Raw genomic sequence first — 23917 nt, forward strand, 5'->3', positions numbered from 1 at the left:
GCATCTGTGGTGGGTGCGGGCCCCCGAGGAGCCCCGGCCGGACACGGCCGGGGCTCCTCGGCTTCTCAACACCCCCGTGCCGGCCGGATCCAGCCGGGTTGCGGTCGCCGGCCCCCGCTCCTCCCGGCAGGGCCCTCACGCCCTTCACGCCCGGAGCAGTGCGGCGAGGGTGGCGGCGATCTCCACCGGGTCCGGAGGGACGGTGACCACGGCGTCCGCGTGGCTCCAGGTGGCCAGCCAGGCGTCCTGCGGCCGCCCCATCAGGACCAGAACGGGTGGGCATCGGAAGACCTCGTTCTTGATCTGCCGGCACACGCCCATGCCACCTGCCGGAGTGGACTCGCCGTCCAGCACGCAGGCGTCGATGCGGCTCGCGTCCAGGGTCAGCAGAACGGCGGGGAGGGTCGCGCACTCGACGAACGAGACCGGTGGGATGTCGGGCGCGGGCCTGCGACCGACAGCCGTACGGACCTGCTCGCGGGTGCCGGCGTTGCTGCTGTACAGGAGGACCGAGACGGATGACGGCATCTTCTCCTCCGCTGTACGACTGGCCGAGGGGGCAGAGGCCCACCTGCCCGACGTCCGGCGAATTCCAGATGTTCAAAATTGCATGAATGGGGTATTCACGCATTTTCAGGATAAGACGGGCGCCTGTCCCGTCCGCACGGCAGACACACGACGTCCCTGTACGCCAGACACACGACGTCGCACGGCGGTGAGAAGCGATGACCTCATGCAAGTCTCCCGACTATCGCACCGGCCATCGCGGCCGGCATTGGACCCATGCGCTGCGCTGCGCTCAGAAGACCGGAGCCGTCATCGTCACCGACGAGACCGGGGAGCCGGTGACCTACGCGCACGACGACTCCGGCCCCGGCCGGTTCCGGCCCTGGGTCACCTCGGGTGGCTCCCGGTTCGACAGCCACGACGTGCACCCCGAATGGTGACGGCCACCGGCTCGCATCTCCTTGCGGCGATGCACCTCCCCCTGCCGGTCGTCGAGGCAGGGCGCGGACGGCCTGCGGGCGGAATGTCGCGGCCGGCCACATGATGGAGTCACGACACGGAGCGGAGGCTGATGGATGATCCAGATCGCCGACATTCGGGAATGGCGCGAGCACGACGTCGTGGATGCGGACGGAAAGAAGATCGGCACGCTCGAGTCGGTCTACGTGGACACCGCGACCGACGAACCGTCGTTCGCGACGGTCACCGTCGGTCTTCCCACCCGACACCGGCTGGTCTTCGTCCCCATCGACGAGGCAATCGTCGGGCCCGGCTACCTCAAGGTTCCCTACGACAAGTCCTTGGTCAAGGACGCACCGGCCATCGACACGGACGGTGTGCTGCCGGCGGAGCAGGAACCGGAGGTCTTCGCGCACTACAAGCTGGACCACCAGCCCGGCGCCGGCGGCGAGCGACGTCTGGCCCGGCGGTGAACAGCGGGGAGAAGCTCTGATGGCCTGGGTCCTGCTGCTCGTGATCGCGGCGATCGTCCTCGGCATCGTCGGAGCGGTCGCCGACGGGCTCTTCTATCTCCTGATCATCGGCGTGGGAGTGTTCGCCGCCGCGCTGGCCCTGGGGGCCGCGCGCTTCCGGCGCAGCGGGCGACGCCCCGTGCGATGACGCCCGCCCGGACGTGCGTCCCGACTGGTCGGCCCGCCGCTCTCGACCGAGCGGTTCACTCAGTGTCGAACTGGTGGTCGGCCCAGACGTAGCTTTCGGGCATCAGGTCCGTGATGGGGACGGTTCGGATGCGGTCCCCTTCGCCGACGATGACCTTGAGGGCCGGGAAGTAGTCGAGGAGGACCTGACGACACCGGCCGCATGGGGGAACCACCCCGCGGTCGCGGTCGCCCACGGCGACGATCGTGTCGAGGTCGTAGGCGCCCTGGGCGGCTGCGGTGCCGATGAGGACCAGCTCGGCGCAGGGCCCTCCGGTGAAGTGGTAGGCGTTCACAGCGGTGACGATCCGGCCGTCCTGGGCGCGGGCCGCAGCTGCCATGGTGTGGTTGTCGCCCCGGCAGCGCGTGCGAGCGACGTGTGCCGCCGCCTGGATGAGTTCGCGGTCGACGGGGTGGGTCTGCCTGGTCATCTTCCTCTGCCTTCGTTAGGTGTCAGGCGACGGTGACCCGTGTGACCAGGGTGCGCAAGCGCATACGGCGGTGTGCTCGTTCCGCCAGATGACGTCACCGCTTCGTGGTCAGGTGCGGTGGCTTGGTCCACGAGAACGGACGGCACTTCGACACCGGTTCGGGAGGCATCCCGTCGAGAGGTCCGGGGCGAATCGTTCACGAGTGTCGACAACATCGCCTCCCGGCTCGAGAGCGCGGGCGACCTGACAATGATCCATGGGTTCCTGAATTCAGGATGTCGTGTACTCTCATGGGGTGCTGACTGTTGCCTCCGACATCGAGGTGCTGGCCCGGTTCGGCCGCGCGCTTGCCGACCCGATCCGCTGCCGCATCCTGCTCGCCCTGCGCGACGCCCCCGCCTACCCGGCCGACCTCGCCGACGCCCTCGGCGTCTCCCGTACGCGGCTGTCGAACCATCTCGCGTGCCTGCGGGACTGCGGTCTGGTCGTCACCGCGCCTGACGGCCGCCGCACCCGTTACGAGCTCGCCGACGCACGCCTCGGCCACGCGCTGGACGCCCTGCACACCGCCGTGGTCGCCGTCGAGACCGACCGCACCTGCGTGGACGCCGACGAGAAGGGCTGCTGCTGATGACCACGGACATCTCCATGTCCCTCGGCCCCAGCCCGGCACGCCGTGACGTACTCGCCCGCCGAATACGGCTGCTGGTCGCCGCGACGATCACCTACAACGTCATCGAGGCGGCCGTCGCCCTCACCGCCGGCACGATCGCCTCCTCCACCGCCCTGATCGGCTTCGGCCTCGACTCGATCATCGAGGTCTCTTCCGCCGCGGCCGTCGCCTGGCAGTTCTCCGCCCGCGACCACGCCGTACGCGAAGCCCGAGAACAGCGCACCCTGCGGATCATCGCCGTCTCCTTCTTCGCCCTCGCCGCCTACGTAACCGTCGACGCCGTCCGCGCCCTGGCCGGCACCGGCGAGGCGGAGCAGTCGATCCCGGGCATCGTCATCGCCACCCTCTCCCTGGCCGTGATGCCGTTCCTGTCCGCCGCCCAGCGCAAGGCCGGCGGAGAACTCGGCTCCGCCAGCGCGGTCGCCGACTCCAAGCAGACGCTGCTGTGCACGTACCTCTCCGCCGTCCTCCTTCTCGGCCTGATCCTCAACGCCACGCTCGGCTGGTCCTGGGCCGACCCCATCGCCGCCCTCGTCATCGCGTCCATCGCGGTCAAGGAGGGCCGCGACGCCTGGCAGGGCAAGGGCTGCTGCGCACCCGCCGCCACGGCGGCGCCGTCGGCCGGCGCCAAGGCGGACGCCTGCGGCTGCCGCCCCGGCTGCGACTGCTGCTGACCTCACCCACCCACCGAGAGGACCCCGGTCGATACCGGGGTCCTCTCCACGTTCAACCCGGACGGCGCGTCACACGGGGCGAACGTTGCTTGCCGCGGCGCTAGCTCCGGCGGCCCGCGAGTCGTACGTCCACCCGGTACAGGCGGGTGATCTGCTGCGGGAACTCGTTGTCGTCGCTGGCGAGCAGCAGTCGGACGTGGCCTCCGGCGTCCTGGCCCGTCACGACCATGGCCTCGATGTTGTCGACCAAGGGGTGGTTCTGCGGCAGTTTCGACGGAGCTCCCAGCGTCGGGCAGGTGTCGAAGTCCCCGATCGGCGTCTTGCGGGCAAGCCGCAGCCCCGGTCCCTCGGTCAGGGATTCCACGGCCGCCGTGTCGCTCGCGCCCAGCGGATCGGCCGCGTACAACCGCGCCGTGATCTTGAACTCCCGTGTGAAGCCCCGCTCCAGGACGATCAGCCGTCCGTCCCGGGTCGCCGCGAGCTCGGCGACGCCGTGGTCCGCGTCCACGGGGTAGGCGTACTGTCGGCCCAGGACGAAGCGACCGTCCCGACGCCGCTCCCAGGTCTGGATCCGCTGGAGGCCACGGCCCAGCCTGTCCTTGCCGTCCCCCGCCAGCGGGCCCTCCAGCGCCGCGACGAGCGTGTGGCCTCCGGGCAGCAGGGTCAGGGACTCGAAGGTCTGGTTGACCGTGGCCCGGCCCTGCGGGGCGATGCGGCACGCGGGCGGTACCGGCAGGACCGCCCGTACCTGACCGTCCCGGGAGTACCGGCGGATGGCCGGTGCCGTTTCGTCGGTGACGAGATAGGTGCCGTCCCGGTCGACGACCACGCCTTCCGAGTCGGTGATCTTGCCCGTGCCGTCGGTCAGTGGCAGCCGAGCCGTCGCCCTCGCCACGGGGGTACGGCCCGGGGCCACCTGCAACCGGTACAGCGCCGACTTGTCGGACACCGCGGCGACCGTGCCGTCCCGGTCGAGCGCGAGGCCGGAGATCCCGCCGACCAGCTTCCCGTCGAGGGTGGCCTTGTCGAGCGAGTCCGAGAAACCGGCGACGGACATGGAGGGCGAGCAGGCGTGGTTCCCGAGGGCGGCCACGGCCGCCGGGGCGGGCAGCGTGCAGAGCGCGGCGGTGGCCACCGTGGCGGGCAGGAGCATGCGAAGGCGCATGAAGTCTGTTCCTTCTGGTTCGGCGGTTCGAGCGGTTCGGGAGCTGGGTGCGGATGACTGCCGAATAGTCATATGACGAATCGAAAGAGACGGGAAGGAGGCCGGCCATACGGTTACGAACCTGCCAACTCCCGTTCACGCGGGGGAAGTCCCCCGCAGGGGCCCGGTCCGCGTCCGAGTCGAGGGCCACAGGGCGGCGCTCCGGCGTGTGCGGCCGGGGCGCCGCCCGTGGTGGCGACGCCGGTCAGGGGCGGTGGCGCAGGGCACCCGGCCACCACACCGTGGGGCCGATGTCCCGGACGAGGGCCGGCACCAGGAGCGTTCTGACGACGAGTGTGTCGAGCAGGACGCCGAAGGCGACGATGAAGGCGATCTGGACGAGGAACGCCAGCGGGATCACGCCCAGCGCCGCGAAGGTCGCGGCCAGGACGACGCCGGCCGAGGTGATGACGCCGCCCGTGGCCACGAGACCTCGGCGCAGGCCCTCGCGGGTGCCGTGCAGCAGCGTCTCCTCGCGCACCCGGGACATCAGGAAGATGTTGTAGTCGACGCCGAGGGCGACCAGGAAGACGAAGCCGTAGAGCGGCACGGCCGGGTCGGTGCCCGTGAACCCGAGGACCTTTTCGAAGACGAGGGCCGAGACGCCCAGCGTCGCCAGGAAGTTGAGCGCGACCGTCGCCACCAGCAGCACGGGCAGCAGCAGCGAGCGCAGCAGTCCGACGAGGATGACCAGGATGATCGCCAGCACGACGGGGACGATGAGCTTTCTGTCGTGCTCGGCCGTCACCTGGGTGTCGTACTGCTGCGCCGTCGTGCCGCCGACGAGGGCGTCGGCCCCGGGGACCGCGTGCAGGGCGGTACGCAGCGCGGCGACGGTCTCCTTGGCCGCGTCGGAGTCCGCGGCGGCCGCGAGGGTGACGTCGACCCGGACGCGGCCGTCGGCGACGAGCGGCCGCGCGGTGCCGGGGATGGCGAAGACGGTCGCGGAGTCGACCCCGCCGACCCCCTCGGCGGCCGAGCGCACCCGGTTGGCGGCCCCCGCGTCGGCGATGACGACGACGGGGTTGCCGGCGCCGCCGGGGAAGTGGTCGCTCAGGCGCTGCTGCGCGGTGACGGAAGGAGCGTCGTTGACGAAGATCTCGTCGAGGGGCACGCCCTTGGAGTCGAGCGTGAAGGAGAACGCGGCGCAGGCGAGGAGTGCCGCGAGTGAGGCGGCCCAGACCTTGCGGGGTGCGCGGTCGACGAGCCCTGCGATCGTGCGCCAGGCGGGATGGGGGGCCTCGCCCTCCGCGGTGACCCGGGGACGGGCCGGCCAGTAGGCGGCGCGGCCGAGCAGGACGAGGGCGGCGGGGAGGAACGTCACCGCGCTCAGGACGGCACAGGCGATGCCGATGGCGCCGACGGGGCCGAGGGCGCGGTTGTTGGTGAGATCGCTGAAGAGCAGGGCCAGCAGGCCGAGCGCCACCGTGGCGGCACTGGCCACGATCGGGCCGAAGGACTGCTTGAGGGCGGCGCGCGCGGCCGGTACCCGATCGCCGTCGCGCGCGCCCAGTTCCTCTCGGTAGCGGGCGGCGAGGAGCAGGGCGTAGTCGGTGGCGGCGCCGATGACGAGGATGGACAGGATGCCCTGGACCTGGCCGTCGACCCGGACGATGCCGTGGTCCGCCAGGACGTAGACGATGGCGCAGGCCAGCCCGAGGGCGAACACCGCGCCGATGATGATCAGCAGCGGGAGCAGGACGCTCCGGTAGACCAGGAGCAGGATGACGAGGACGGTCACCAGCGCGACGACCAGCAGGAGGCCGTCGATGCCCGCGAACGCGTCGCCGAGGTCCGCCCGGGTGGCCGCGGGGCCGCCCAGCCACACCTCGGTGCCGGGTACGGCGGACGCCGCCGTGTCGACGTCCTCCAGGACGGTGGCCAGGTCGTCGCCGAGGTCGGGCCGCAGCTGCACGACGCCGCGCAGCGCCTCGCCGTCCTCGGAGGGGAAGGCCGGGGAGGGTGCGCCGACCACCCCCTCGGTCCCCTTGAGGGAGGCCAGGGCCCGGGTGGCGTCGGCCTGGGCGGACGGGGCGACGGGTCCGCCTCCCTCGGCGGTCCAGATGACCAGGACGGGGAGGGTCTCCTCCTGGCGGAACGCCTCCTGGGCCCGCAGGACCTGGGTCGACTCGGCACCGCGGGGCAGGAAGGCGGCCTGGTCGTTGGTGGCCACCTCGCCGAGCTTGCCCGCGTAGGGACCGAGCCCTCCGCCGATGGCGAGCCAGACGACGAGCACCAGCAGGGGCAGCAGTCTGCTCGCCCAGCGCGCGGGTGTGGACATGGAAGACTCCCCGACAATCTCTTGATGGTCGACTATCTCGATGATCGAGATATAGTGCCACGTAGTCCACGCCGACGGTGAAGCCGCCCCCTCCGGAAGGGATGCGGGACTGCTCCGAGGGACCCGGCACCCCTCCCTCCACGGTCCGCTACGGACTTCCGCAGTCCCGTACGGAGTGGATGCAGCGGGCGTCCCCTTCCCGGCAGCCCGCCGCATCCGTCGCAAGCCCGCGGGGCGAAGTGCCAGCAGAGCGCATCCGCACCCCACCGGCACGGACGGACACGTCATGACGGACCCCCAATGGCTCTTCGGCGATCAGCTCGGGCCCGCCTTCCTCGCGGCGGGCGGCGACGGACCCGCCCGTGACGCGCCCGTCGTGATGATCGAGGCGCGGTCCGTCTTCCGGCGCCGCCGGTTCCACCGGGCGAAGGCCCATCTGGTCCTCTCCGCGATGCGCCACCGGGCCGCCGAGCTCGGCGACCGGGTCACGTACGTGCGGGCGGACACGTACCGGGAGGGGCTCCGTCGGGCCGTGGGACGGGGGCCGGTGACGGTGCGCCACCCGACCTCCCGGGCCGCCCTGCGTCTCGTACGGTCGCTCGACGGCGTCACGGTGCTGCCGCCCCGGGGCTTCCTGGTCCCGCCGGAGGACTTCGCCGCGTGGGCGGACGGGCAGCGCACGCTCCGCATGGAGGGCTTCTACCGGCAGGTGCGCCGTGACCACGCCCTCCTCATGGAGGGCGGGGAACCGGTCGGCGGCACCTGGAACCTCGACCGGGAGAACCGCCGCCCGCCGCCGCCCGGGGCCGGCACGCTCGGCGCTCCCGCGCCGTACCGCCCCCGCCAGGACGCCGTCGACGAGGAGGTCCGGCGCGACCTGGACCGGTGGGAGCGGGACGGCGACGTCTCCTTCGTCGGCCGCGACGGTCCCCGGTCGTTCCCGGCGGACCGCCGGGAGGCCCTGGCCGCGCTGCGACGCTTCCTGAGCCACCGCCTCGCGGGGTTCGGCGCGCACGAGGACGCCGTGCTCGCCGACGACGGCACCATGAGCCACAGCCTGCTGTCCTCGTCCCTGAACCTCGGGCTGCTCGACCCCGCCGAGTGCGTGGAGGGAGCGGAGGCCGCGTGGCGGGCGGGCGAGGCGCCGCTCAACTCGGTGGAGGGGTTCGTCCGCCAGATCGCCGGCTGGCGCGAGTACGTCTGGCACCTCTACTGGTACTTCGGCGAGGACTACCGGTCCTCGAACGCGCTCGGCCACCACGGTCGCCTGCCCGGGTGGTGGGACGACCTCGACGCCGACGCCGTGTCGGCCCGGTGCGTGGCCACGGCCCTGCGTCAGGTCAGGGACACGGGGTGGACGCACCACATCCCGCGCCTGATGGTCCTGGGCAGTTACGCCCTCCAGCGCGGCTGGGACCCGGCCGCCGTGACGGACTGGTTCCACCGCTGCTTCGTCGACGGGTACGACTGGGTGATGCTGCCCAATGTGGTCGGGATGTCGCAGTACGCCGACGGCGGCCGGATGACGACCAAGCCGTACACCTCCGGCGGCGCCTACATCGACCGCATGAGCGACCTGTGCGGGCCCTGCCCCTACCGGCCGGACCGGCGCGTCGGCGAGGACGCCTGCCCGTTCACCGCCGGGTACTGGACGTTCCTCGACCGGCATCGCGACACCCTCGGCCGCAACGCCCGCATGGCCCGCGCGGTGCGGGGCCTCGACCGGCTGAAGGACCTGCCCGCCCTCCTGGAGCAGGAACGGGAGCGCGAGCGCCTGCGGGGTGACCGACCGCCGTGACGGGCGGTGGACCGGCCGGCCGGCCGAGCCCCCCGCTCAGTGCCGAGCAGCCCGCGACGCGCCGAGTTCCTCGTTCAGGGCGTCCAGGTACCGCAGGACGACGGCGAGTTCGTCCTTGCTGAACCGGTCGCGCGCCCGGCCCGCGGCCTCCGCGAGCGGCATGAAGTGGGTCCGCGCCAGGGCTCTCGCTCCCGGGGCGTAGCGGATGCGGACCACCCTGCGGTCGTCGGCGGCCCGGCTGCGCTGGATGTGTCCGGCCTTCTCCAGGCGGTCGAGGCAGGCGGTGACCGCTCCGGAGCTGAGCCCCAGGTGCTCCCTCAGGAGACCGGGGGTGGCCGTGTCGGGGTGGTCGAGCACCAGCGCCAGGGCGTGGACGTCGGTGGGATGCAGGCCCTCTGTGGCCGCGAAGTCGTGGACCAAACGGTTCGTCTCGCCGATCGTCCGTCGCAGGGCCACCGCGAACCTCTGCAGGTCGGCCATGCCCCCGTCGTCCGTCACGATCATCTCCGTCTGCGCGTCACCCACCCGGCAAGCCTATGCGGACGCCCACCGGGCCGTGCCGCCGCACGGCGGATCCAGAGCGGAACGCATCCGGGCGGGCGGTGGGACCGGAATCGGGCAGGAGAGGCTCCCGCTCCTGGAGGCAGACATGGCGGACGGCAGACGAGTGCTCGTCGTGGGGGCGACCGGAGCCGTCGGAGGTCTGGCGGCACGGCTGCTGGCCGACCGGGGGGCCGCGGTGGCGCTGGCGGGGCGCGACCGCGTACGGCTGGAAGAGCGGTCCCGTGGGCTGGACGGCTGCCCGGCGCTCCCCTTCGAGGCGTACGACCTCGAACGCTGCGCCGCGCTGGCGCCGTGGGCGGCCCGGGCCCTGGGAGGGCTGGACGCCGTCGTCGTGACCGTGGGCGTGGCGGGCTTCGGCTCCGCGGAGGAGGTCACGAACGCGGCGGCCGAACACCTCATGACCGTCAACGCCCTCGCCCCCATGGCGGTGGTACGGGGAGCCCTGCCGGTCCTGGGAGCCGCGGGTTCCGTCGCGGTGGTCACCGGCGCGATCGTGGACAGGCCGATGCGCGGCACGGCCGACTACGCGGCGGCGAAGACCGCCCTCGCGGCCTGGCTCGGCGTGGTGCGGCGGGAGCAGCGCGGCCGCGGGACCTCGGTCCTGGACGTACGGCTCCCCCACCTCGACACGGGCTTCGCCGACCGGGCGGTCGTCGGGAGCGCCCCGAGCCTGCCTCCCGGTGGGGACGCCGCCACGGAGGTCGACCGGCTCCTGGTCACCCCTGTCATGTCGGGCGCCGCCCCGACGTGAGCGCGCCGGCGGATCCCCGACCGCGCGAGCGGTGAGATGCGCCACAGCGGCGCGGGGCGCGGTGGTCCGCCGTCCGCCCCGTGCGCCGCCTCATGTCGGTGTCGGCGCCAGCACGGGCGACCACCCCCACAGGGCGAAGGTGATTTCCACCCTTTCGCGCCCCGGACCCGTTCTGGTAGACGTGGCGGATCCCGTTCGACTCCCGTCGAACGCATCAGGCTGTCCCTCCCGAGCACCGGCGAAAGCACTCCCATGAACCAGGCCCCCGATCCCGACCACGTCACCTTCAGCATCGACCTCACCTTCGAGGAGGCCCGCCGCCGGGCCGAGGTCGTGGCGGCGCTGGGGCCCGACTGGGACCCCGTCGCCGTCCTGCGCGAGGAGCAGGCCGCGCACGAGCTGCTCTACTCGGGTCTGGACGAGGAACAGCAGCGGATCCACTCCATGCTGGTGGCGGCGGGTGTGCTGCCGGGAGAGGAGCCCGGCCGTGCGGCTGCCCATTGACCCCCACGCCGACCGGGCCCGCCGCGCCTGGGTCGCCTGCCCGGGCTGTGACGACGCCCGCGGCTGCGGGCCCTGCACCGAGCGCCGCAACTGCGCGGAGCACTGGCGCTACCTGATCGCCAACAAGGGGCCCAAGGTCCATCTGCAGTGCCCGAACTGCACCCACACATGGACCCTGGACACCGCCCGCGACCGTCGCCGCGACAGGCGGGCCTGACGCTCAGCAGATGCGCGGCAGCTGCTCCCCGAGCGGCATGTCCACCACGCGCGTACCGCCCAGACCCGTACGGGCGACGACCATCCCCGGGTGCTCCCCGACGACCTCGCCGATCACGGCCGCCTCGGCGCCCAGCGGATGCGCGCGCATCGCGGCGAGCACGCCGTCGGCCTGGGCGCGGGGGACGAAGGCGACCAGCTTCCCCTCGTTCGCCACGTACATCGGGTCGAGACCGAGCACGGCGCAGGCGTTGGCCACCGGTGCGGGGACGGGCACGGCCCGTTCCTGGACGACGATGCCGGTGCCCGACGCGGCGGCGATCTCGTTGAGCGAGGCCGCGAGGCCCCCTCGCGTGGGGTCCCGCAGCGCGTGCAGGTCGGGGGTGACCGCGAGCATCGCCTCCACCAGGCCGCCGAGCGGCGCGCAGTCGCTCTCGATCTCGACCCCGAACTCCAGGCCCTCGCGCACGCTCATGATCGCCACGCCGTGGACCCCGACGGGTCCGCTGACGATCACCACGTCCCCGGGTACGACGCGCTGGGGCCGCAGGTCGACGCCGGGCGGGATCAGGCCGATGCCGGAGGTGTTGATGTAGACGCCGTCGCCGTGGCCGGCCTCCACCACCTTGGTGTCGCCGGTGACCACGCGGACGCCCGCCGCGCGGGCCGCGGCGCCGAGCGCGTTCGCCACGCGCGTCACGACGTCGGTCTCCACTCCCTCCTCCAGGATGAAGCCGCAGGAGAGGTAGGCGGCGCGGGCACCGCTCATGGCGAGGTCGTTCACGGTGCCGTTGACGGCCAGGTCGCCGATGCTCCCTCCGGGGAAGAACAGGGGGCGCACCACGAACGAGTCGGTGGAGAACGCCAGCCTCGCGCCGCCGAGTTCGACGGTCGCGGAGTCGGTCGTGACCGAGAGCGCGGTACTGCCGAAGGCGGGCGCGAAGATCTGCTCGACCAGTTCGGCGGAGAGCGTGCCGCCTCCGCCGTGGCCCATCACCACGCGCGGCCGGTCGCGCAGCGGGGCGGGGCACGTCCAGGCCAGCATGTCGGGTGCTTCCGCCCCGGGGGTGTCGCGCGTGAGCTCAGACAACGGAACTGCCTTCCAGGGCCGGGGAGTCGACGGTCGAGGACTTCGGCGACGGAGTTCCGAGGTCGAGGCGCCGGTAGAGGTAGTAGGCGGCGCAGGCACCCTCGCTGGAGACCATCGTGGCGCCGAGCGGGGAGCGGGGGGTGCACGTCGTGCCGAAGGCCTCGCACTCGTGGGGCTTCAGCAGCCCCTGGAGCACCTCGCCGCTGCGGCACTCGGCCGGTTCGCGGGTGTCGATGCCCTCGACGGAGAAGCGGTGCTCGGCGTCGTGCTCGCGGTAGCGCTCCGAGAGCCGCCATCCGCTGTCGGGGATGACGCCGATCCCCCGCCAGGCGCGGTCGGTGACCTCGAAGACGTCGTCCAGCATCGCCCGGGCGGCGGGGTTGCCCCCGGGCAGGACGGCGCGCGGATAGGCGTTCTCGACGGTGTGCTCCCCGCGCTCCAGCTGGAGCACCGTCCGCCGTACGCCTTCGAGGATGTCCAGGGGTTCGAATCCGGTGACGACGATCGGAACCTTGTGGCGTTCGGCGAGTTCGGGGTACTCCGCCGTGCCCATCACGCTGCACACGTGGCCCGCCGCCAGGAAGCCCTGGACGCGGCATTCGGGTGAGCGCATGATCGCCTCGATCGCCGGGGGGACCCGGACGTGCGAGACGAGCAGGCTGAAGTTGCGGATCCCGAGCTTGCGCGCCTGGTGGACCGTCATCGCGTTGGGCGGCGCGGTCGTCTCGAAGCCGATGCCGAAGAAGACGACCTCACGGTCGGGGTTCTGCTCGGCGATGCGCAGCGCGTCGAGCGGCGAGTAGACGACCCTGACGTCTCCGCCCTGCCCACGGACCTGGAACAGGTCCCGGCCCGTGCCGGGAACCCGGAGCATGTCCCCGAACGAGCAGAAGATGACGCCGGGGCGGGAGGCGATCTCCAGCGCCTTGTCGATCACGTCCAGCGGCGTCACACACACGGGACAGCCCGGGCCGTGGATCAACTCGATCTCGGGGGGCAGCAGTTGGTCGATGCCGTGTCGGATGATGGTGTGGGTCTGACCGCCGCAGACCTCCATGAGCGCCCAGGGGCGGGTCACCGTCGCCCGGATCTCGTCGAGCAGCCGCCGGGCCAGCCCGGGGTCCTGGAACTCGTCGATGTACTTCACTGCCGCGCCTCTCCGGCCACGCCCTCATGCGCCGGCCGCTCGTTTCCCGTCGCTTCGGCGGCCGACTCCCAGGGGTCGCCGAACTCCTCCTGGAGCATGCCGAGGGTCTCGAACAGCTCCAGCGTCCTCCTGGCCGACTCCTCGTCGAGGCGCTGCAGGGCGAACCCGACGTGGACGATGGCGTACTCGCCGGGCTTCAGGTCCGGCAGGTACTCCAGGCAGACCTCCTTGACCACGCCGCCGAAGTCGACCGTGGCCATCCGGGTGCCGTCCCGGTCCTCGACGTCCAGCACTCTTCCGGGTACCGCCAGGCACATGGGTGTCTCCTCACTGTCGCTCTCGTGGTGGCGCGCCGGGGCCCGCCCCGTCCGTGACCCGGGCGGCCACGACGAGCTGGCCGAGGGCCAGTCCGCCGTCGTTCGGCGGGACCAGGCGATGGCGCAGCACGGTGAAGCCGTCTTCCCGCAGCCCCGCGGCGCAGACCGAGGAGAGCAGTGTGTTGGCGAAGACTCCCCCGGTCAGCGCGACGGTCTCCACGCCGGTCCGGTCGCGGGCGGCGGCGCACACCGTCCGCACCAGCCGCGCCACGGCGTGGTGGAACCGCGCCGCGACGACGGCGGGCGGGGTCCCGTCGAGCACGTCGGCGACGGCGGCCGTCAGCAGGGGCGCGGGGTCGGCGCTGAGCGCGGTCCCGGGCCGTGGGGGGCCGATCCGGAACGCGTACCGTCCGTCCTCGGCGACGTCGGGCGCGCGCAGGGCCGCCGCCTCCAGCTCGATCGCGGCCTGTGCCTCGTAGGCGGCGTGGTGGCAGATCCCCGCGAGGGACGAGACGGCGTCGAACAGGCGCCCCATGCTCGATGTGGGAGCGCAGTTCACCTCGCGGTCCAACTGCCTTTCCAGGAGCGGTAGTTCCCCGGGAGGACAGACGCTCGCGCAGGGCAGTGCGAGGTCGGCGGCAAGCCCCGCGGCCCTGAGGTGGGCCAGGGCCATGCGGTAGGGCCGCCGGACGGCCGCGTCGCCGCCCGGCAGGGGTACGTAGGCCAGGTGGGCGAACCGCTCGAACCCCGCGTAGTCCGCGAGCAGGAACTCACCGCCCCAGACGGCGCCGTCCAGGCCGTAGCCGGTGCCGTCGAAGGCGACGCCGATCACGGGAGCGGTGCCGTCGAGGCCGTTCTCCGCCATGGCGGCCGCGACGTGCGCGTGGTGGTGCTGCACGGGGACGACGGGCCGCCCGGCGGCGCGGTCCCGGGCCCAGCGGGCCGACCGGTAGGCGGGGTGGCGGTCCACGGCCAGCACATAGGGCCGTACGCCGGTGACGGACTCGAGCTGCGTCTCGGCGGAGGTGAGGGCCAGCTGGGTGGCGAGGTCGTCCATGTCGCCGATGTGGGCGGAGAGCCACGCCTGGCGCCCGGCGCCGAGACAGAAGGCGTTCTTCAGGTCCCCGCCGACGGCGAGGGCGGGGGCGACGTCCACGGGCAGCGCGACCGGCAGCGGCGCGTAGCCCCGGGAGCGGCGCAACGTCAGCTGCTCGCCGTCGCAGACGCGGACGACGGAGTCGTCGCAGGGCACGTGGATCGGGCGGTCGTGCAGGAGCCAGGCGTCCGCCAGACCCGCGAGCCTGGTCAGTGCCTCCGCGTCGTCCGTGACGATCGGTTCGCCCGAGCGGTTGCCGCTGGTCATCACCAGCAGCCGGGGGCCTTCCGGGTCGGTCGTGCCGAGGCCGAGGAGGAGGTGGTGCAGGGGGGTGTACGGGAGCATGAAGCCGAGGTCGGGGCTGCCGGGTGCCACCGTCGGTGCGGGGACGGCCCCTCGGTGCTCCGGGGCGTCGAGCCGGCGGCGCAGCAGGACGACGGGCCGGACGCCGCCGGTGAGGAGGGCGCGTTCGAGCGGGCCGAGCAGCGCGAGGGGCTCGATGTCCGCGAGCTCCGCGGCCATCATCGCGAACGGTTTGTCACCGCGCGCCTTGCGGCGGCGCAGTTCGGTCACCGCGTCGGGGTTCGTCGCGTCGCAGGCCAGGTGGTAGCCGCCGAGGCCCTTCACCGCGAGGATCGCGCCCGCCGCGAGCATCCGGCGCGCCGCGGCGACGGGGTCCTCACCCGAGCCGGAGGACGAACCCGAGGACGAACCGGAGTACGGGCCGGAGTACGGGTCGGAGTACGGGTCGGAGTACGGGCCGGAGCCTGCGGACGGGTACGGATCGGCGTGCGGATCCGTGCCGGCGGGAGCCGGGCCGTCCGCCGCGGTGACCAGGCGCAGCCGGGGTCCGCACCGGTGGCAGGCGACGGGCTGTGCGTGGAAGCGCCGGTCGGCGGGGTCCGCGTACTCGCGGGCGCAGTCCGGGCACATCGGGAAGCCGGCCATGGTGGTGTGGGCCCGGTCGTACGGCAGACCCGTGACGATCGTGAACCGGGGCCCGCAGTGGGTGCACGTGATGAACGGGTGCAAGTACCGCCGGTCGGCGGGATCCGCCAGCTCCGCGAGGCAGGCTTCGCAGGTCGCGGTGTCCGGCGGGACGAGGGTGCGCACCGCGCCGCCCCGACGGGAGGGCACGATCGTGAACCCGCTGCCGCCGCTCGCGGTCACCTCGGCCGCCTCGACGGACTCCACCCGGGCCAGCGGCGGGGCGTCGGGGGCGAGGCGGGCGCAGAAGGCGGCGACGTCCTCGGGGGCGCCCTCGACCTCGGCGACGACGCCGTCGGCCGTGTTGGTGACGTGGCCGGAGAGGCGCAGCCCGGTGGCGAGGGTGTAGACGAAGGGCCGGAAGCCCACTCCCTGTACGACGCCGCGGACGACCACCCGGGTGCGCCGGGCGACCGCGGCGGGTGCGGGGCCGGGTCGCGCCGTGGTCACGCGCCGGCCCGTGCCATCACCGGGGTGTGGACGCGGTTGCCTTCGGCGACCGCGAGGGCCCGGTCGAGGAGCGCTCCGGTGCCCCGGCCGTCCCGCACCGAGCTGAGGACGACCTCGACGCCGGGGTTGACCTGTTCGACGTGGGCGCGGAAGGCCGTCTCGTCGAACTCCGCCGCCTCGGCCATGTCGGTCTTGGTGACGATCACCAGCTGGGCGAGCCCGAACGCGGTGGGGTACTTGAGCGGCTTGTCCTCCCCTTCGGTGACCGAGGCGAGGACGACGCGGAGCGACTCGCCGAGGTCGTATCCGGCGGGGCAGACGAGGTTGCCGACGTTCTCGACGAACAGGAGCCGGGTGGACTCGGGCAGCCAGTCGTGCAGGTGCCGGGCGACCATGTCGGCCTCCAGGTGGCACAGCCCGTCGGTCAGCACCTGCTTGACGGGGGCGCCCGAGCGGGCGAGGCGGCGGGCGTCGTTCTCGGTCGCCAGGTCGGCGGTGAGCGCGGCGGCGGTGACTCCCCGTTCGCCGGCGAGCAGCAGTTCGCGCTCCAGGAGGGCGGTCTTGCCGCTGCCGGGGCTGGAGAGGAGGTTGACCACGGTGGTGCCGCGGGCGGTCAGTTCGGTGCGCAGGATCTGCGCCGCCGCCTCGTTCCTGGCGAGGACGGCGCGCTGGAGATCGACTGCTCGGCACATGCTCAGCTCTCCTCGGTGATCGGTCGGCGGTGTTCTTCCCGCGGCGTCCCGGGTTCGGTCCAGCGGACCTCCCGGATCCGCAGTTCGCGGCCGGAGACGAGTTCGTCGGCGGCGCCGCCGCAGCCGGGGCAGAGCAGTCGCGGCGGCATGCCGACGGCCCAGACCTCGTCGCAGGGCGCGCAGCGCGCGGTGCCGGGGACGGTACGGGTGATCAGCTCGGCGCCTTCGAGGACCGTTCCCGCGCAGGCGAGTTCGAAGCTGAAGGCGAGGGCGTCGGCGACGACGCCCGCCAGTTCGCCCACGTCGAGTTCGACGCGGCTGACCCCGACGGCCCCGCGGGTCCTCGCCGCGGTCTCGACCTGGTCGACGACGGCGACCGCGAGGGACATCTCGTGCATCGCTCTCCGTCCTGGGCGCGGGGGTGGGCCTCGGGCGCCATTAGAGGACGGGTGCCGGCGCGCCTCCGTCCGGCGCGCCGGTGCCGCGGTGCGGTGTCGTCCGTTCGGTGCAGCCGCCGTCGCACCCGCGGGGGTTCACATCCTGCTGATGCGCAGATAGCGCCGGAGGTCGGGGAGGACGGCGACGGCGACGGCCGCCGCGGCCACGGCGAGGGTGGCGGCGAGGAGGGTTCTGGGCATGGTGCTCTCCGTTTCGGTCTTCATACGACGGCTTCCTGGCGGACCAGTTCGGTCACCATGCGCACCGCTTCGGGCACGGCCGCGGCGACCTGCGGGCTGAGCCCGATGCCCTCGTCGAGGCAGGCCGGTTCGCAGCCGACGACGAGGATCCGCCGGGGCGGCGCGGCCCCGGTTCCGGCGCAGAGGGTGTCGAGCAGGGCGAGGACGGCGTCGGGGGTCATCCGGTGGCCGTCGAGCGGCGCGGGTTCCGGGTCGCGGTCTCCGGGGGCGGAGGCGTCGATCAGGTAGAGCGTTCCCGGTTCGCCTCCGCGGGCGGTGACGTCGACGAGGACGAGGGTGTCCCAGCCGTCGAGGAGTTCGTAGGCGAGGTGGACGCCGCGTACCCCGACGTCGGCGAGTTCGACGGTGGCGGGGAGTTCCTCGCGGGTGAGCCACCGCAGGGTCTCCACGCCGAAGCCGTCGTCGCCGAGGAAGATGTTGCCCACTCCGGCCACCAGGGTGCGGGCCGTGCCGGGCGCCGGGCCCTGCGGCGCGGGGCTGTTCATCTGTCCTCCAGGGCTTCGACCTCGTCGGTCTTGAAGTAGAGGAACCGGCCCTGCTCGCGGCGGATGTCGGCGCCCGGGTCGTCCTCCACGGTCACCGCGACGTGGACTTCGCCGTCGACGTCGTGGAGGACGGCCTCGACGACGGCGCTGCGGCCGTCGAGGAACAGGTCCTGTGCGTCCGTGCGGCGCAGCCTGGGGCGCAGGACGACCCTGCTGCCCGCGCGGACCGCGCGTCCGTCGACGAGGACGTGGTCGCTGGCCGGGTCGACGCCGGTGTCGCCGCCCGGGTCCCACCAGGGCGTCTCCGGTTCGAGGATGTTCCCGGTGGGCTTCGGCGGCCCGGTGACGCTCTGGAGGCTGCGTACCGCTCCGTGCAGACGCTCCAGGACTTCGGGGGGCATGGTGTCCGCCAGCTCGATCACCGCCGCCGCCCGGGCGTCGGTCCCCCTGGCCTCGCGCTTCTCCTCGTCGGTGAGGGCCGCCGTGCGCAGGGCGAGGATCTCGTCGATCTCGGTCGCGTCGTAGAGGGCGCCGGGGCTCTCGGGCGCGATGGCCGGATGGTCCTCCAGGATGATCGGCGAGGAGAGCATCAGGTCGTCACCTCCCGGTTCGCCGGCGAGGACGGGCCAGGTGTGCAGGTTCCGGCAGGCGGCGACCGCGCCTCCGGCCCATTCCGGCGGGTCGGTCATCGACAGGAACGAGCCGCCGTCGACACGGAGCAGGGTGTGGGTGGCGACGAGGGAGTACGGCAGGGCCGCGTGGCGGTCGGCCGCGGGCTCGGCGGTCCAGTCGCTGGTGTTCTCTACGGTGACCGTGAGGCGCTCGACGCGGTACGGGCCGTCGAGTTCGGCCGCCGAGAGCCTCAGGGTGCCGCTGATCTCCTCCCGGCGGCGTACGAGCCGGCCGAGGACGCGTCCGCCCGCGTCGGCGACCTCCTCCGTCTCCTCGGCGGCGGGGCGGGTGAACGGCAGGGCGACGCCGTCACCGCGCAGTTCGGCCACGGGTACGGTGAGGGTGACGCGCTCCTCGACGCCTTCGTCCCAGGCGACCAGGACCCGGTCGGCCAGGCGGAGTTCGGTGGCCGGAGCGAAGGTGCCGTCCTCGCGGAGTTCCTCGACGGTGCGTCGCTGGGCGCGCAGGAAGCGGACCTCCACGGCGAGTTCGGCGCCGGTCCTGGGTTCCATGAGGCACTCGGTGAGCTGGAAGTCGTGCTCCTCGCCGGCGGCGCTCCAGGACGGGGGCACCAGGACCCCGAACTGCCAGCGGAGCCGGTTCTTCGCGGCGGACGCACGGTACGGGTAGAGGACGTAGCCCTCGAAGAGGACGGCGTCGGCGACGTGCCGGGCGACGGCGAACCGGGCCTCGGTGCCGGGGCTGAACGCGACGGTGGTCATCGTGTCCTCTCCCCCGCCGCTTCGAGCAGGGAGTCGAAGGTGGCTTCCCAGGACGGAAGGGCCCGGCGGGAGCGGTAGGCGAGCAGGGCGTCCATCGCGTCGCCCGGGAGCCGGATCCATCCGCAGCCGGGGAAGTGCTGGTCGATCATCTCCCTCCACACCTTCACGGGCATGCGGTGGGAGACCTCCTTGTCCCAGGGGACGGGCTCGACGTGGAAGCCGCCCGCGCCGGTGAAGGCCGTGCCGGAGAAGAGCAGCAGCAGGGGCACCTCTCCGTCGGACAGCGCCCGGAAGTACCGGGAGGCCGCGATGTCGGTGTCGTACGTGCAGGGCACGACGAGGTCGGTCTCGATCTCGCCGGTGAAGCCCGGCACCATGACGGAGGCGTGGGCGAACTGCACCGGGTTGAGGCTGCTGCCCCACCGGGACCGCTCGCCGAACAGGTCGCCCAGGGCCGCGGCCTCGTGGTCGTCGTATCCGCGCCGGGCCGGCTCGATGCGGATCTGGCACCGCAGGGCCATGGCGTGGACCCGGGTGCCGCCGGTGGCGGTGATCCGCAGCCGGAACACGAGCGTGGGTCCTGCGGCGTAGGCGTCGGCGCGGACGTCGGTGCAGTCGAAGGAGAACTCGGTCATGGCCGGCTCCCCTGCGGCTCGCGCGCGCGGTCGCGGACGTGGGCGAAGAGCGCGTCGAGCTCCGCCCGCGCCTGCGCGCCTCCGTCGAAGCCCTGCCAGTGCAGTCGCATGCGGCCCACCAGTTCGTAGCAGAGGTCGATCGGAACGAGGAAGCACTCGGTACGGCCCTCGTGGCGGCGCAGCAGCAGGGCCTCCACGTCGGGTTCGAGGAGCCCGGCGAGCCGGGTGGCGTCGAGGACGGAGCGCCAGGCCTCGTCGTCCGGTTCGCTCTCGGTGGCGCCGGCGGGGCTCGGGTAGAGCGCCACCGTCCGGTCGAGAGCGGAGTTGCGGAAGAAGTACGCGACCGAGACCGGGATCCGCAGCGACTCCCAGGCCCGGTCGTCGATCCGGTGGTCCGGGTCGCTGAGGAAACGGCCGGGGACCGCCCGGAACCGTCCCGGGGAGGCGCCGGAGCGGTCCATGAGCTGCGCGCACGGACCGCAGGCGCAGACCAGGGCCCGCTTGTCCGTGTCGACGAGATGCGGGTGCCGCTCCTCGGCCGCCAGGAGGGCGCCGCACAGTTCGCAGCGCTCCTCGCGGGGCGGTCGCGGGGTGGTGAACCGGCGCAGTCCGGTGGGTGCCGGGGGGCGTGCGGCGCCGTGCGGCGGGCCGTTCACCGGGCGGCCGACGAGCGGTCGGCGGCGCCCGTGAGCGAGGGGCGGGTGCCGATCTGGAGCAGCGCCGGTTCGCGCGGGGCGCTCTCCAGCTCCACGCCCGTGACCTCGGGGGCGAAGCAGGCGAGGGCGTCCGCGGCGGCCTGCCGGACGGAGTCCTGGGTGCCGGAGCAGCCGCAGCCCGCCGAGGCGGTGACCCTCAGCCGCAGCACGCCCGTCGCCCGGTCGAATCCGGCGCTCTCCACGGAGTGCGGCACGGTGGACAGGGCACGGCCGATCCGGGCCTGGACGTCCTCGGGGTGCAGGCCGTGCAGGGTGAGGAGGCTCGCGACGAGTTCGTCCGCGAGCAGCGGGTCCAGCGGTTCGGCGTGCGGACCCGCGGGGTGCCCGAGGAGCTCGACGACGCGGGCGAGGCCGCTGCCGTAGAACTCCATGAGGACCCGTACGACCTCCTCCGCCGCCGCGCGGGCCTCGGTGTCGCCGTGCTCCGCCAGCCGGTCCAGGACCTCCTCGACCCGGCGGCCCGCTTCCTCCGCGGTGACCGCGCTCATCCGGCCAGGCCGCTCAGGCCGGTGGGGACGTGCATCTGCTTCACGGTCCGACCGTTGCCCGTGTACATGTGGACGCCGCACGGCAGGCAGGGGTCGAAGCTGCGCACGGCGCGCATGATGTCGATGCCCTTGAAGTTCTCGGGGGTGTTCTCCTCGAAGATCGGGGTGTTCTGCACGGCGTCCTCGTAGGGACCGGGTGTGCCGAACGTGTCCCGGGTGGAGGCGTTCCACGGCGTCGGCGGATAGGGGTGGTAGTTGGCGATCTTGCCGTCCCTGATCACCATGTGGTGCGAGAGGACACCGCGGACGGCCTCGGTGAAGCCGACGCCGATGGACTCGTCCGGCACCTCGAACTTCTCCCAGGTCTGCGTGCGTCCGGCCCTGACCTCCTCAAGGCCCTTCTCCGCGCAGTGCAGGGCGACGGCGGCGGCGTACGCCTGGAAGTAGGTCCGGGCGCGGTTGCGCTCCAGGGCGTTGCTCCACTTCGGGATCTTCCACTCGAAGGTGGTCTCCGGCTTCGTCATCGTGCGGGGCAGGTTGATGACGACGCTGTGCCCGGTGGCCTTGACGTAGCCGATGTCGACGAGGCCGGAGAGCGCGGTGGACCACAGGCGCGCGATCGGTCCGCCGCCGGTGTCCAGTGCCAGGTGGTCCTTGCCGTCGAACCAGCGCGGGGACATGACCCAGCTGTACTTGTCGTCGAAGTTCCGCTTCTGCGGGGCCGGGATCGTGTGCTGGTTCCACGGGTGGCGCGGGTCGACCGGGTTGCCCAGGGGGTCGTGGGTGACGAACTGCTCCTGACCCTGCCAGTCCTCGTAGTACGAGCTGCCGAGCAGGATGCGGATGCCGAGGTTGATCTCCGTGAGGTCGTTGGTGACCAGCTTGCCGTCGACCACGACACCGGGGGTGACGAACATCCTCCGGCCCCAGTCGGTCATGTTGGCGTAGGTGAAGTCGCAGTGCTCGGGGTCGTTGAGCGCGCCCCAGCAGCCGAGCAGCACGCGGCGGCGGCCGACCTCCTCGTAGCCGGGCAGTGCCTCGTAGAAGAAGTCGAAGAGGTCGTCGTGGAGCGGGACGACACGCTTCATGAACTCCACGTAGCGCATGAGGCGGCTCATGTAGTCCGTGAAGAGCTGGACGGAGGCGACCGTGCCGACACCGCCGGGGTAGAGCGTGGAGGGGTGGACGTGCCGCCCCTCCATGAGGCAGAACATCTCCCGGGTGTAGCGGCTGACCTGGAGCGCCTCGCGGTAGAACTCGCCTTCGAGGGGGTTCAGGGAGCGCATGATGTCGGCGATGGTGCGGTAGCCGTGCTCGGCGGCGTGCGGTGCTTCGGTGCGCTCGGCCAGCTCCAGGACCCCGGGGTTGGTCTCGCGGACCATCTTCTCGCAGTAGTCGACCCCGACCAGGTTCTCCTGGAAGATGTTGTGGTCGAACATGTACTCGGCGGACTCGCCGAGGTTGATGACCCACTCGCCGAGGTGCGGGGGCTTCACGCCGTACGCCATGTTCTGCGCGTACACGGAGCAGGTGGCGTGGTTGTCACCGCAGATGCCGCAGATGCGGCTGGTGATGAAGTGCGCGTCGCGGGGGTCCTTGCCCCGCATGAAGACGCTGTAGCCGCGGAAGACGGAGGACGTGCTGTAGCACTCCGCGACGCGCTTCTGCTTGAAATCGATCTTCGTGTGGATGCCGAGGCTGCCCACGATCCGGGTGATGGGGTCCCACGCCATCTCCACAAGGCCGGAGCCGTCACCCGTCGTCTTCGCCGGAGATGCCATGGTCGCTGCGATGCCCTTCGTCACACTCTTCGACTGCGCGAACAGTGGGGTTGGATGGAGAGGTGGGGGGTTGGTGCGGGGGGGGCGACACGGTCACCAGGGGGGCCGGTAGCCGGTGGTGATGCGGTCGCCGGTGTGCCGCCACTTCGGCTCCTTGTCCACGGTCCTGGCCGTGATGGTCCGCAGGCGGCGGATGACGGAGCCGTACACGCCGCTGGCGGTGCTGGAGACCTTGCCTCCGGGAGGTTCGTCCATGAACGGCATGAACTTGTCCGGGAATCCGGGCATCGTGCAGGCGATGCAGATTCCGCCGACGTTCGGACAGCCGCCGACGCCGTTGATCCAGCCGCGCTTGGGGACGTTGCACTTCACGACCGGCCCCCAGCAGCCCAGCTTGACCAGGCACTTGGGCGAGTCGTAGGTCGAGGCGAACTGGCCCTGCTCGTAGTAGCCGGCCCGGTCGCAGCCCTCGTGCACGGTCGCCCCGAACAGCCAGGTCGGACGGAGCTTGTCGTCCAGCGGGATCATGGGCGCGGAACCGACCGCCTGGTAGAGCAGGTAGGTCAGCGTCTCCGCGAAGTTGTCCGGCTGGATGGGACAGCCGGGAACGCAGACGATGGGAATGCCGGCGTGCGACTTCCAGTCCCAGCCGAGGTAGTCCGGGAGGCCCATCGCGCCGGTCGGGTTCCCCGCCATGGCGTGGATGCCGCCGTACGTGGCGCAGGTGCCGATCGCGACGACGGCGAGGGCCTTGGGCGCGAGCCGGTCGATCCACTCGCTGGTGGTGATGGGCTGACCGGTCTCCGGGTCGTCGCCGAAGCCGCTCCAGTAGCCCTCCTGCTTGATGGCCTCGTTCGGGATGGACCCCTCGACGACCAGCACGAACGGGTCGATCTCGCCCCGCTCCCCCTTGAAGAACCACTCGATGAACGTGTCGGCGCCGCCCACCGGACCGCACTCGAAGTCGATCAGCGGCCAGTGGACCGCGATCCCGGGCAGCCCGGGCAGCCCCGCGAGGGCGATCTCCTCGATGCTGGGCTGCATGGCGGCGGTCAGGGCCACCGAGTCGCCGTCGCAGCTCAGACCCGCGTTGATCCAGAGGATGTGGATCGGCTTCTCTTCGCTGCCGGGCGCTGCACCCTGGTCGTGGACGGGGGCGGGCGTTGCTGCGCTCATGGGTG

The 23917-nt window shown here is 72.5% G+C and carries 28 protein-coding genes; 9 read left to right on the plus strand and 19 right to left on the minus strand.

The genetic code is table 11. From position 1 onward, the window contains the following. Window positions 1-144: 144 nt before the first annotated feature. On the minus strand, window positions 145-528 hold the full coding sequence (locus ABTY59_RS23610; protein ID WP_352020989.1) for a hypothetical protein: 384 nt from the start codon (window positions 526-528) through the stop codon (window positions 145-147). 197 nt (window positions 529-725) lie between these two features. On the opposite strand from ABTY59_RS23610, the gene ABTY59_RS23615 reads away from it, so the two are divergent. The 3 genes from ABTY59_RS23615 (at window position 726) to ABTY59_RS23625 (ending at window position 1626) form a co-directional block, all read left to right on the plus strand. Then, window positions 726-947: a hypothetical protein gene (locus ABTY59_RS23615; RefSeq protein ID WP_352020990.1), complete on the plus strand. Its 222-nt coding sequence runs from the start codon at window positions 726-728 to the stop codon at window positions 945-947. A 135-nt stretch (window positions 948-1082) separates the two neighbouring features. Beyond that, window positions 1083-1439 (plus strand): PRC-barrel domain-containing protein, encoded by a 357-nt coding sequence (locus ABTY59_RS23620; RefSeq protein WP_352020991.1) that lies wholly within the window; start codon window positions 1083-1085, stop codon window positions 1437-1439. Window positions 1440-1458: 19 nt separating this feature from the next. Continuing rightward, window positions 1459-1626 (plus strand): hypothetical protein, encoded by a 168-nt coding sequence (locus tag ABTY59_RS23625; protein WP_352020992.1) that lies wholly within the window; start codon window positions 1459-1461, stop codon window positions 1624-1626. A gap of 55 nt (window positions 1627-1681) precedes the next feature. On the opposite strand, the gene ABTY59_RS23630 is transcribed toward ABTY59_RS23625, so the two are convergent. After that, window positions 1682-2095, minus strand: coding sequence for a cytidine deaminase family protein (locus ABTY59_RS23630; protein WP_352020993.1), 414 nt, complete (start codon window positions 2093-2095; stop codon window positions 1682-1684). Window positions 2096-2390: 295 nt separating this feature from the next. On the opposite strand from ABTY59_RS23630, the gene ABTY59_RS23635 reads away from it, so the two are divergent. Together ABTY59_RS23635 and ABTY59_RS23640 are read left to right on the plus strand one after the other, a co-directional pair. Next, window positions 2391-2726, plus strand: a complete 336-nt coding sequence (locus ABTY59_RS23635; RefSeq protein WP_352020994.1) for an ArsR/SmtB family transcription factor — start codon at window positions 2391-2393, stop codon at window positions 2724-2726. Beyond that, on the plus strand, window positions 2726-3442 hold the full coding sequence (locus ABTY59_RS23640) for a cation efflux transmembrane domain-containing protein (protein ID WP_352020995.1): 717 nt from the start codon (window positions 2726-2728) through the stop codon (window positions 3440-3442). The genes ABTY59_RS23635 and ABTY59_RS23640 overlap by 1 nt, the downstream gene beginning before the upstream one ends. Window positions 3443-3542: 100 nt before the next feature. On the opposite strand, the gene ABTY59_RS23645 is transcribed toward ABTY59_RS23640, so the two are convergent. Continuing rightward, on the minus strand, window positions 3543-4607 hold the full coding sequence (locus ABTY59_RS23645; protein ID WP_352020996.1) for an esterase-like activity of phytase family protein: 1065 nt from the start codon (window positions 4605-4607) through the stop codon (window positions 3543-3545). 244 nt (window positions 4608-4851) lie between these two features. Continuing rightward, window positions 4852-6927 (minus strand): MMPL family transporter, encoded by a 2076-nt coding sequence (locus ABTY59_RS23650; RefSeq protein WP_352020997.1) that lies wholly within the window; start codon window positions 6925-6927, stop codon window positions 4852-4854. Window positions 6928-7213: 286 nt separating this feature from the next. Here ABTY59_RS23650 and ABTY59_RS23655 point away from each other — a divergent pair, with 286 nt between their 5' ends. Continuing rightward, window positions 7214-8725: a cryptochrome/photolyase family protein gene (locus tag ABTY59_RS23655; RefSeq protein WP_352020998.1), complete on the plus strand. Its 1512-nt coding sequence runs from the start codon at window positions 7214-7216 to the stop codon at window positions 8723-8725. Between the two features lie 36 nt (window positions 8726-8761). On the opposite strand, the gene ABTY59_RS23660 is transcribed toward ABTY59_RS23655, so the two are convergent. Continuing rightward, window positions 8762-9229 (minus strand): MarR family winged helix-turn-helix transcriptional regulator, encoded by a 468-nt coding sequence (locus ABTY59_RS23660; protein WP_352021154.1) that lies wholly within the window; start codon window positions 9227-9229, stop codon window positions 8762-8764. Between the two features lie 145 nt (window positions 9230-9374). On the opposite strand from ABTY59_RS23660, the gene ABTY59_RS23665 reads away from it, so the two are divergent. From ABTY59_RS23665 to ABTY59_RS23675, 3 genes are all read left to right on the plus strand, one after another. Continuing rightward, window positions 9375-10040, plus strand: coding sequence for an SDR family NAD(P)-dependent oxidoreductase (locus tag ABTY59_RS23665; protein WP_352020999.1), 666 nt, complete (start codon window positions 9375-9377; stop codon window positions 10038-10040). 252 nt (window positions 10041-10292) lie between these two features. After that, the gene (locus ABTY59_RS23670) at window positions 10293-10544 is read left to right on the plus strand and encodes a DUF6400 family protein (protein ID WP_352021000.1); all 252 of its coding nucleotides are present in this window, start codon (window positions 10293-10295) and stop codon (window positions 10542-10544) included. Beyond that, entirely contained in the window at window positions 10528-10761 is a 234-nt protein-coding gene (locus ABTY59_RS23675; RefSeq protein WP_352021001.1) for a hypothetical protein, read from the plus strand. The genes ABTY59_RS23670 and ABTY59_RS23675 overlap by 17 nt, the downstream gene beginning before the upstream one ends. A gap of 3 nt (window positions 10762-10764) precedes the next feature. Here ABTY59_RS23675 and hypE read toward each other — a convergent pair whose 3' ends face one another. The 14 genes from hypE to ABTY59_RS23740 all read right to left on the minus strand — a co-directional run bounded on the left by hypE (window position 10765) and on the right by ABTY59_RS23740 (window position 23912). Then, on the minus strand, window positions 10765-11805 hold the full coding sequence (gene hypE, locus ABTY59_RS23680; protein WP_403534052.1) for a hydrogenase expression/formation protein HypE: 1041 nt from the start codon (window positions 11803-11805) through the stop codon (window positions 10765-10767). Window positions 11806-11842: 37 nt separating this feature from the next. Continuing rightward, on the minus strand, window positions 11843-12997 hold the full coding sequence (hypD, locus tag ABTY59_RS23685; RefSeq protein WP_352021003.1) for a hydrogenase formation protein HypD: 1155 nt from the start codon (window positions 12995-12997) through the stop codon (window positions 11843-11845). After that, the gene (locus tag ABTY59_RS23690; RefSeq protein ID WP_352021004.1) at window positions 12994-13314 is read right to left on the minus strand and encodes a HypC/HybG/HupF family hydrogenase formation chaperone; all 321 of its coding nucleotides are present in this window, start codon (window positions 13312-13314) and stop codon (window positions 12994-12996) included. The genes hypD and ABTY59_RS23690 overlap by 4 nt, the downstream gene beginning before the upstream one ends. A gap of 10 nt (window positions 13315-13324) precedes the next feature. Beyond that, a complete protein-coding gene (gene hypF / locus ABTY59_RS23695) occupies window positions 13325-15847 on the minus strand; it encodes a carbamoyltransferase HypF (protein WP_352021005.1) in 2523 nt (840 codons plus the stop codon). Beyond that, window positions 15844-16539, minus strand: coding sequence for a hydrogenase nickel incorporation protein HypB (gene hypB / locus ABTY59_RS23700; RefSeq protein ID WP_352021006.1), 696 nt, complete (start codon window positions 16537-16539; stop codon window positions 15844-15846). Before hypB ends, hypF begins: the two co-directional genes overlap by 4 nt. A 2-nt stretch (window positions 16540-16541) precedes the next feature. Beyond that, on the minus strand, window positions 16542-16937 hold the full coding sequence (locus ABTY59_RS23705; RefSeq protein ID WP_352021007.1) for a hydrogenase maturation nickel metallochaperone HypA/HybF: 396 nt from the start codon (window positions 16935-16937) through the stop codon (window positions 16542-16544). Window positions 16938-17072: 135 nt separating this feature from the next. Then, window positions 17073-17177: a DUF6893 family small protein gene (locus ABTY59_RS37685; RefSeq protein WP_403532935.1), complete on the minus strand. Its 105-nt coding sequence runs from the start codon at window positions 17175-17177 to the stop codon at window positions 17073-17075. A 20-nt stretch (window positions 17178-17197) separates the two neighbouring features. Next, complete coding sequence (locus ABTY59_RS23710) at window positions 17198-17722, minus strand: hydrogenase maturation protease (protein ID WP_352021008.1); 525 nt, start codon at window positions 17720-17722, stop codon at window positions 17198-17200. Beyond that, complete coding sequence (locus ABTY59_RS23715; protein ID WP_352021009.1) at window positions 17719-19116, minus strand: hypothetical protein; 1398 nt, start codon at window positions 19114-19116, stop codon at window positions 17719-17721. The genes ABTY59_RS23710 and ABTY59_RS23715 overlap by 4 nt, the downstream gene beginning before the upstream one ends. After that, window positions 19113-19751 carry a DUF6084 family protein gene (locus ABTY59_RS23720; protein ID WP_352021010.1) on the minus strand — a complete coding sequence of 213 codons (639 nt, stop codon included), beginning with the start codon at window positions 19749-19751 and terminating at the stop codon, window positions 19113-19115. The genes ABTY59_RS23715 and ABTY59_RS23720 overlap by 4 nt, the downstream gene beginning before the upstream one ends. Continuing rightward, window positions 19748-20407 (minus strand): DUF5947 family protein, encoded by a 660-nt coding sequence (locus ABTY59_RS23725; protein ID WP_352021011.1) that lies wholly within the window; start codon window positions 20405-20407, stop codon window positions 19748-19750. The genes ABTY59_RS23720 and ABTY59_RS23725 overlap by 4 nt, the downstream gene beginning before the upstream one ends. Continuing rightward, window positions 20404-20955 carry a NifU-related iron-sulfur-binding protein gene (locus ABTY59_RS23730; RefSeq protein WP_352021012.1) on the minus strand — a complete coding sequence of 184 codons (552 nt, stop codon included), beginning with the start codon at window positions 20953-20955 and terminating at the stop codon, window positions 20404-20406. The genes ABTY59_RS23725 and ABTY59_RS23730 overlap by 4 nt, the downstream gene beginning before the upstream one ends. After that, complete coding sequence (locus ABTY59_RS23735; protein ID WP_352021013.1) at window positions 20952-22736, minus strand: nickel-dependent hydrogenase large subunit; 1785 nt, start codon at window positions 22734-22736, stop codon at window positions 20952-20954. Before ABTY59_RS23735 ends, ABTY59_RS23730 begins: the two co-directional genes overlap by 4 nt. Before the next feature lie 93 nt (window positions 22737-22829). Then, the gene (locus ABTY59_RS23740) at window positions 22830-23912 is read right to left on the minus strand and encodes an NADH-quinone oxidoreductase subunit B family protein (protein ID WP_352021014.1); all 1083 of its coding nucleotides are present in this window, start codon (window positions 23910-23912) and stop codon (window positions 22830-22832) included. Window positions 23913-23917: the final 5 nt, after the last annotated feature.

It is taken from the genome of Streptomyces sp. NPDC096079, assembly GCF_040303145.1.
Classification (GTDB): Bacteria; Actinomycetota; Actinomycetes; order Streptomycetales; family Streptomycetaceae; genus Streptomyces.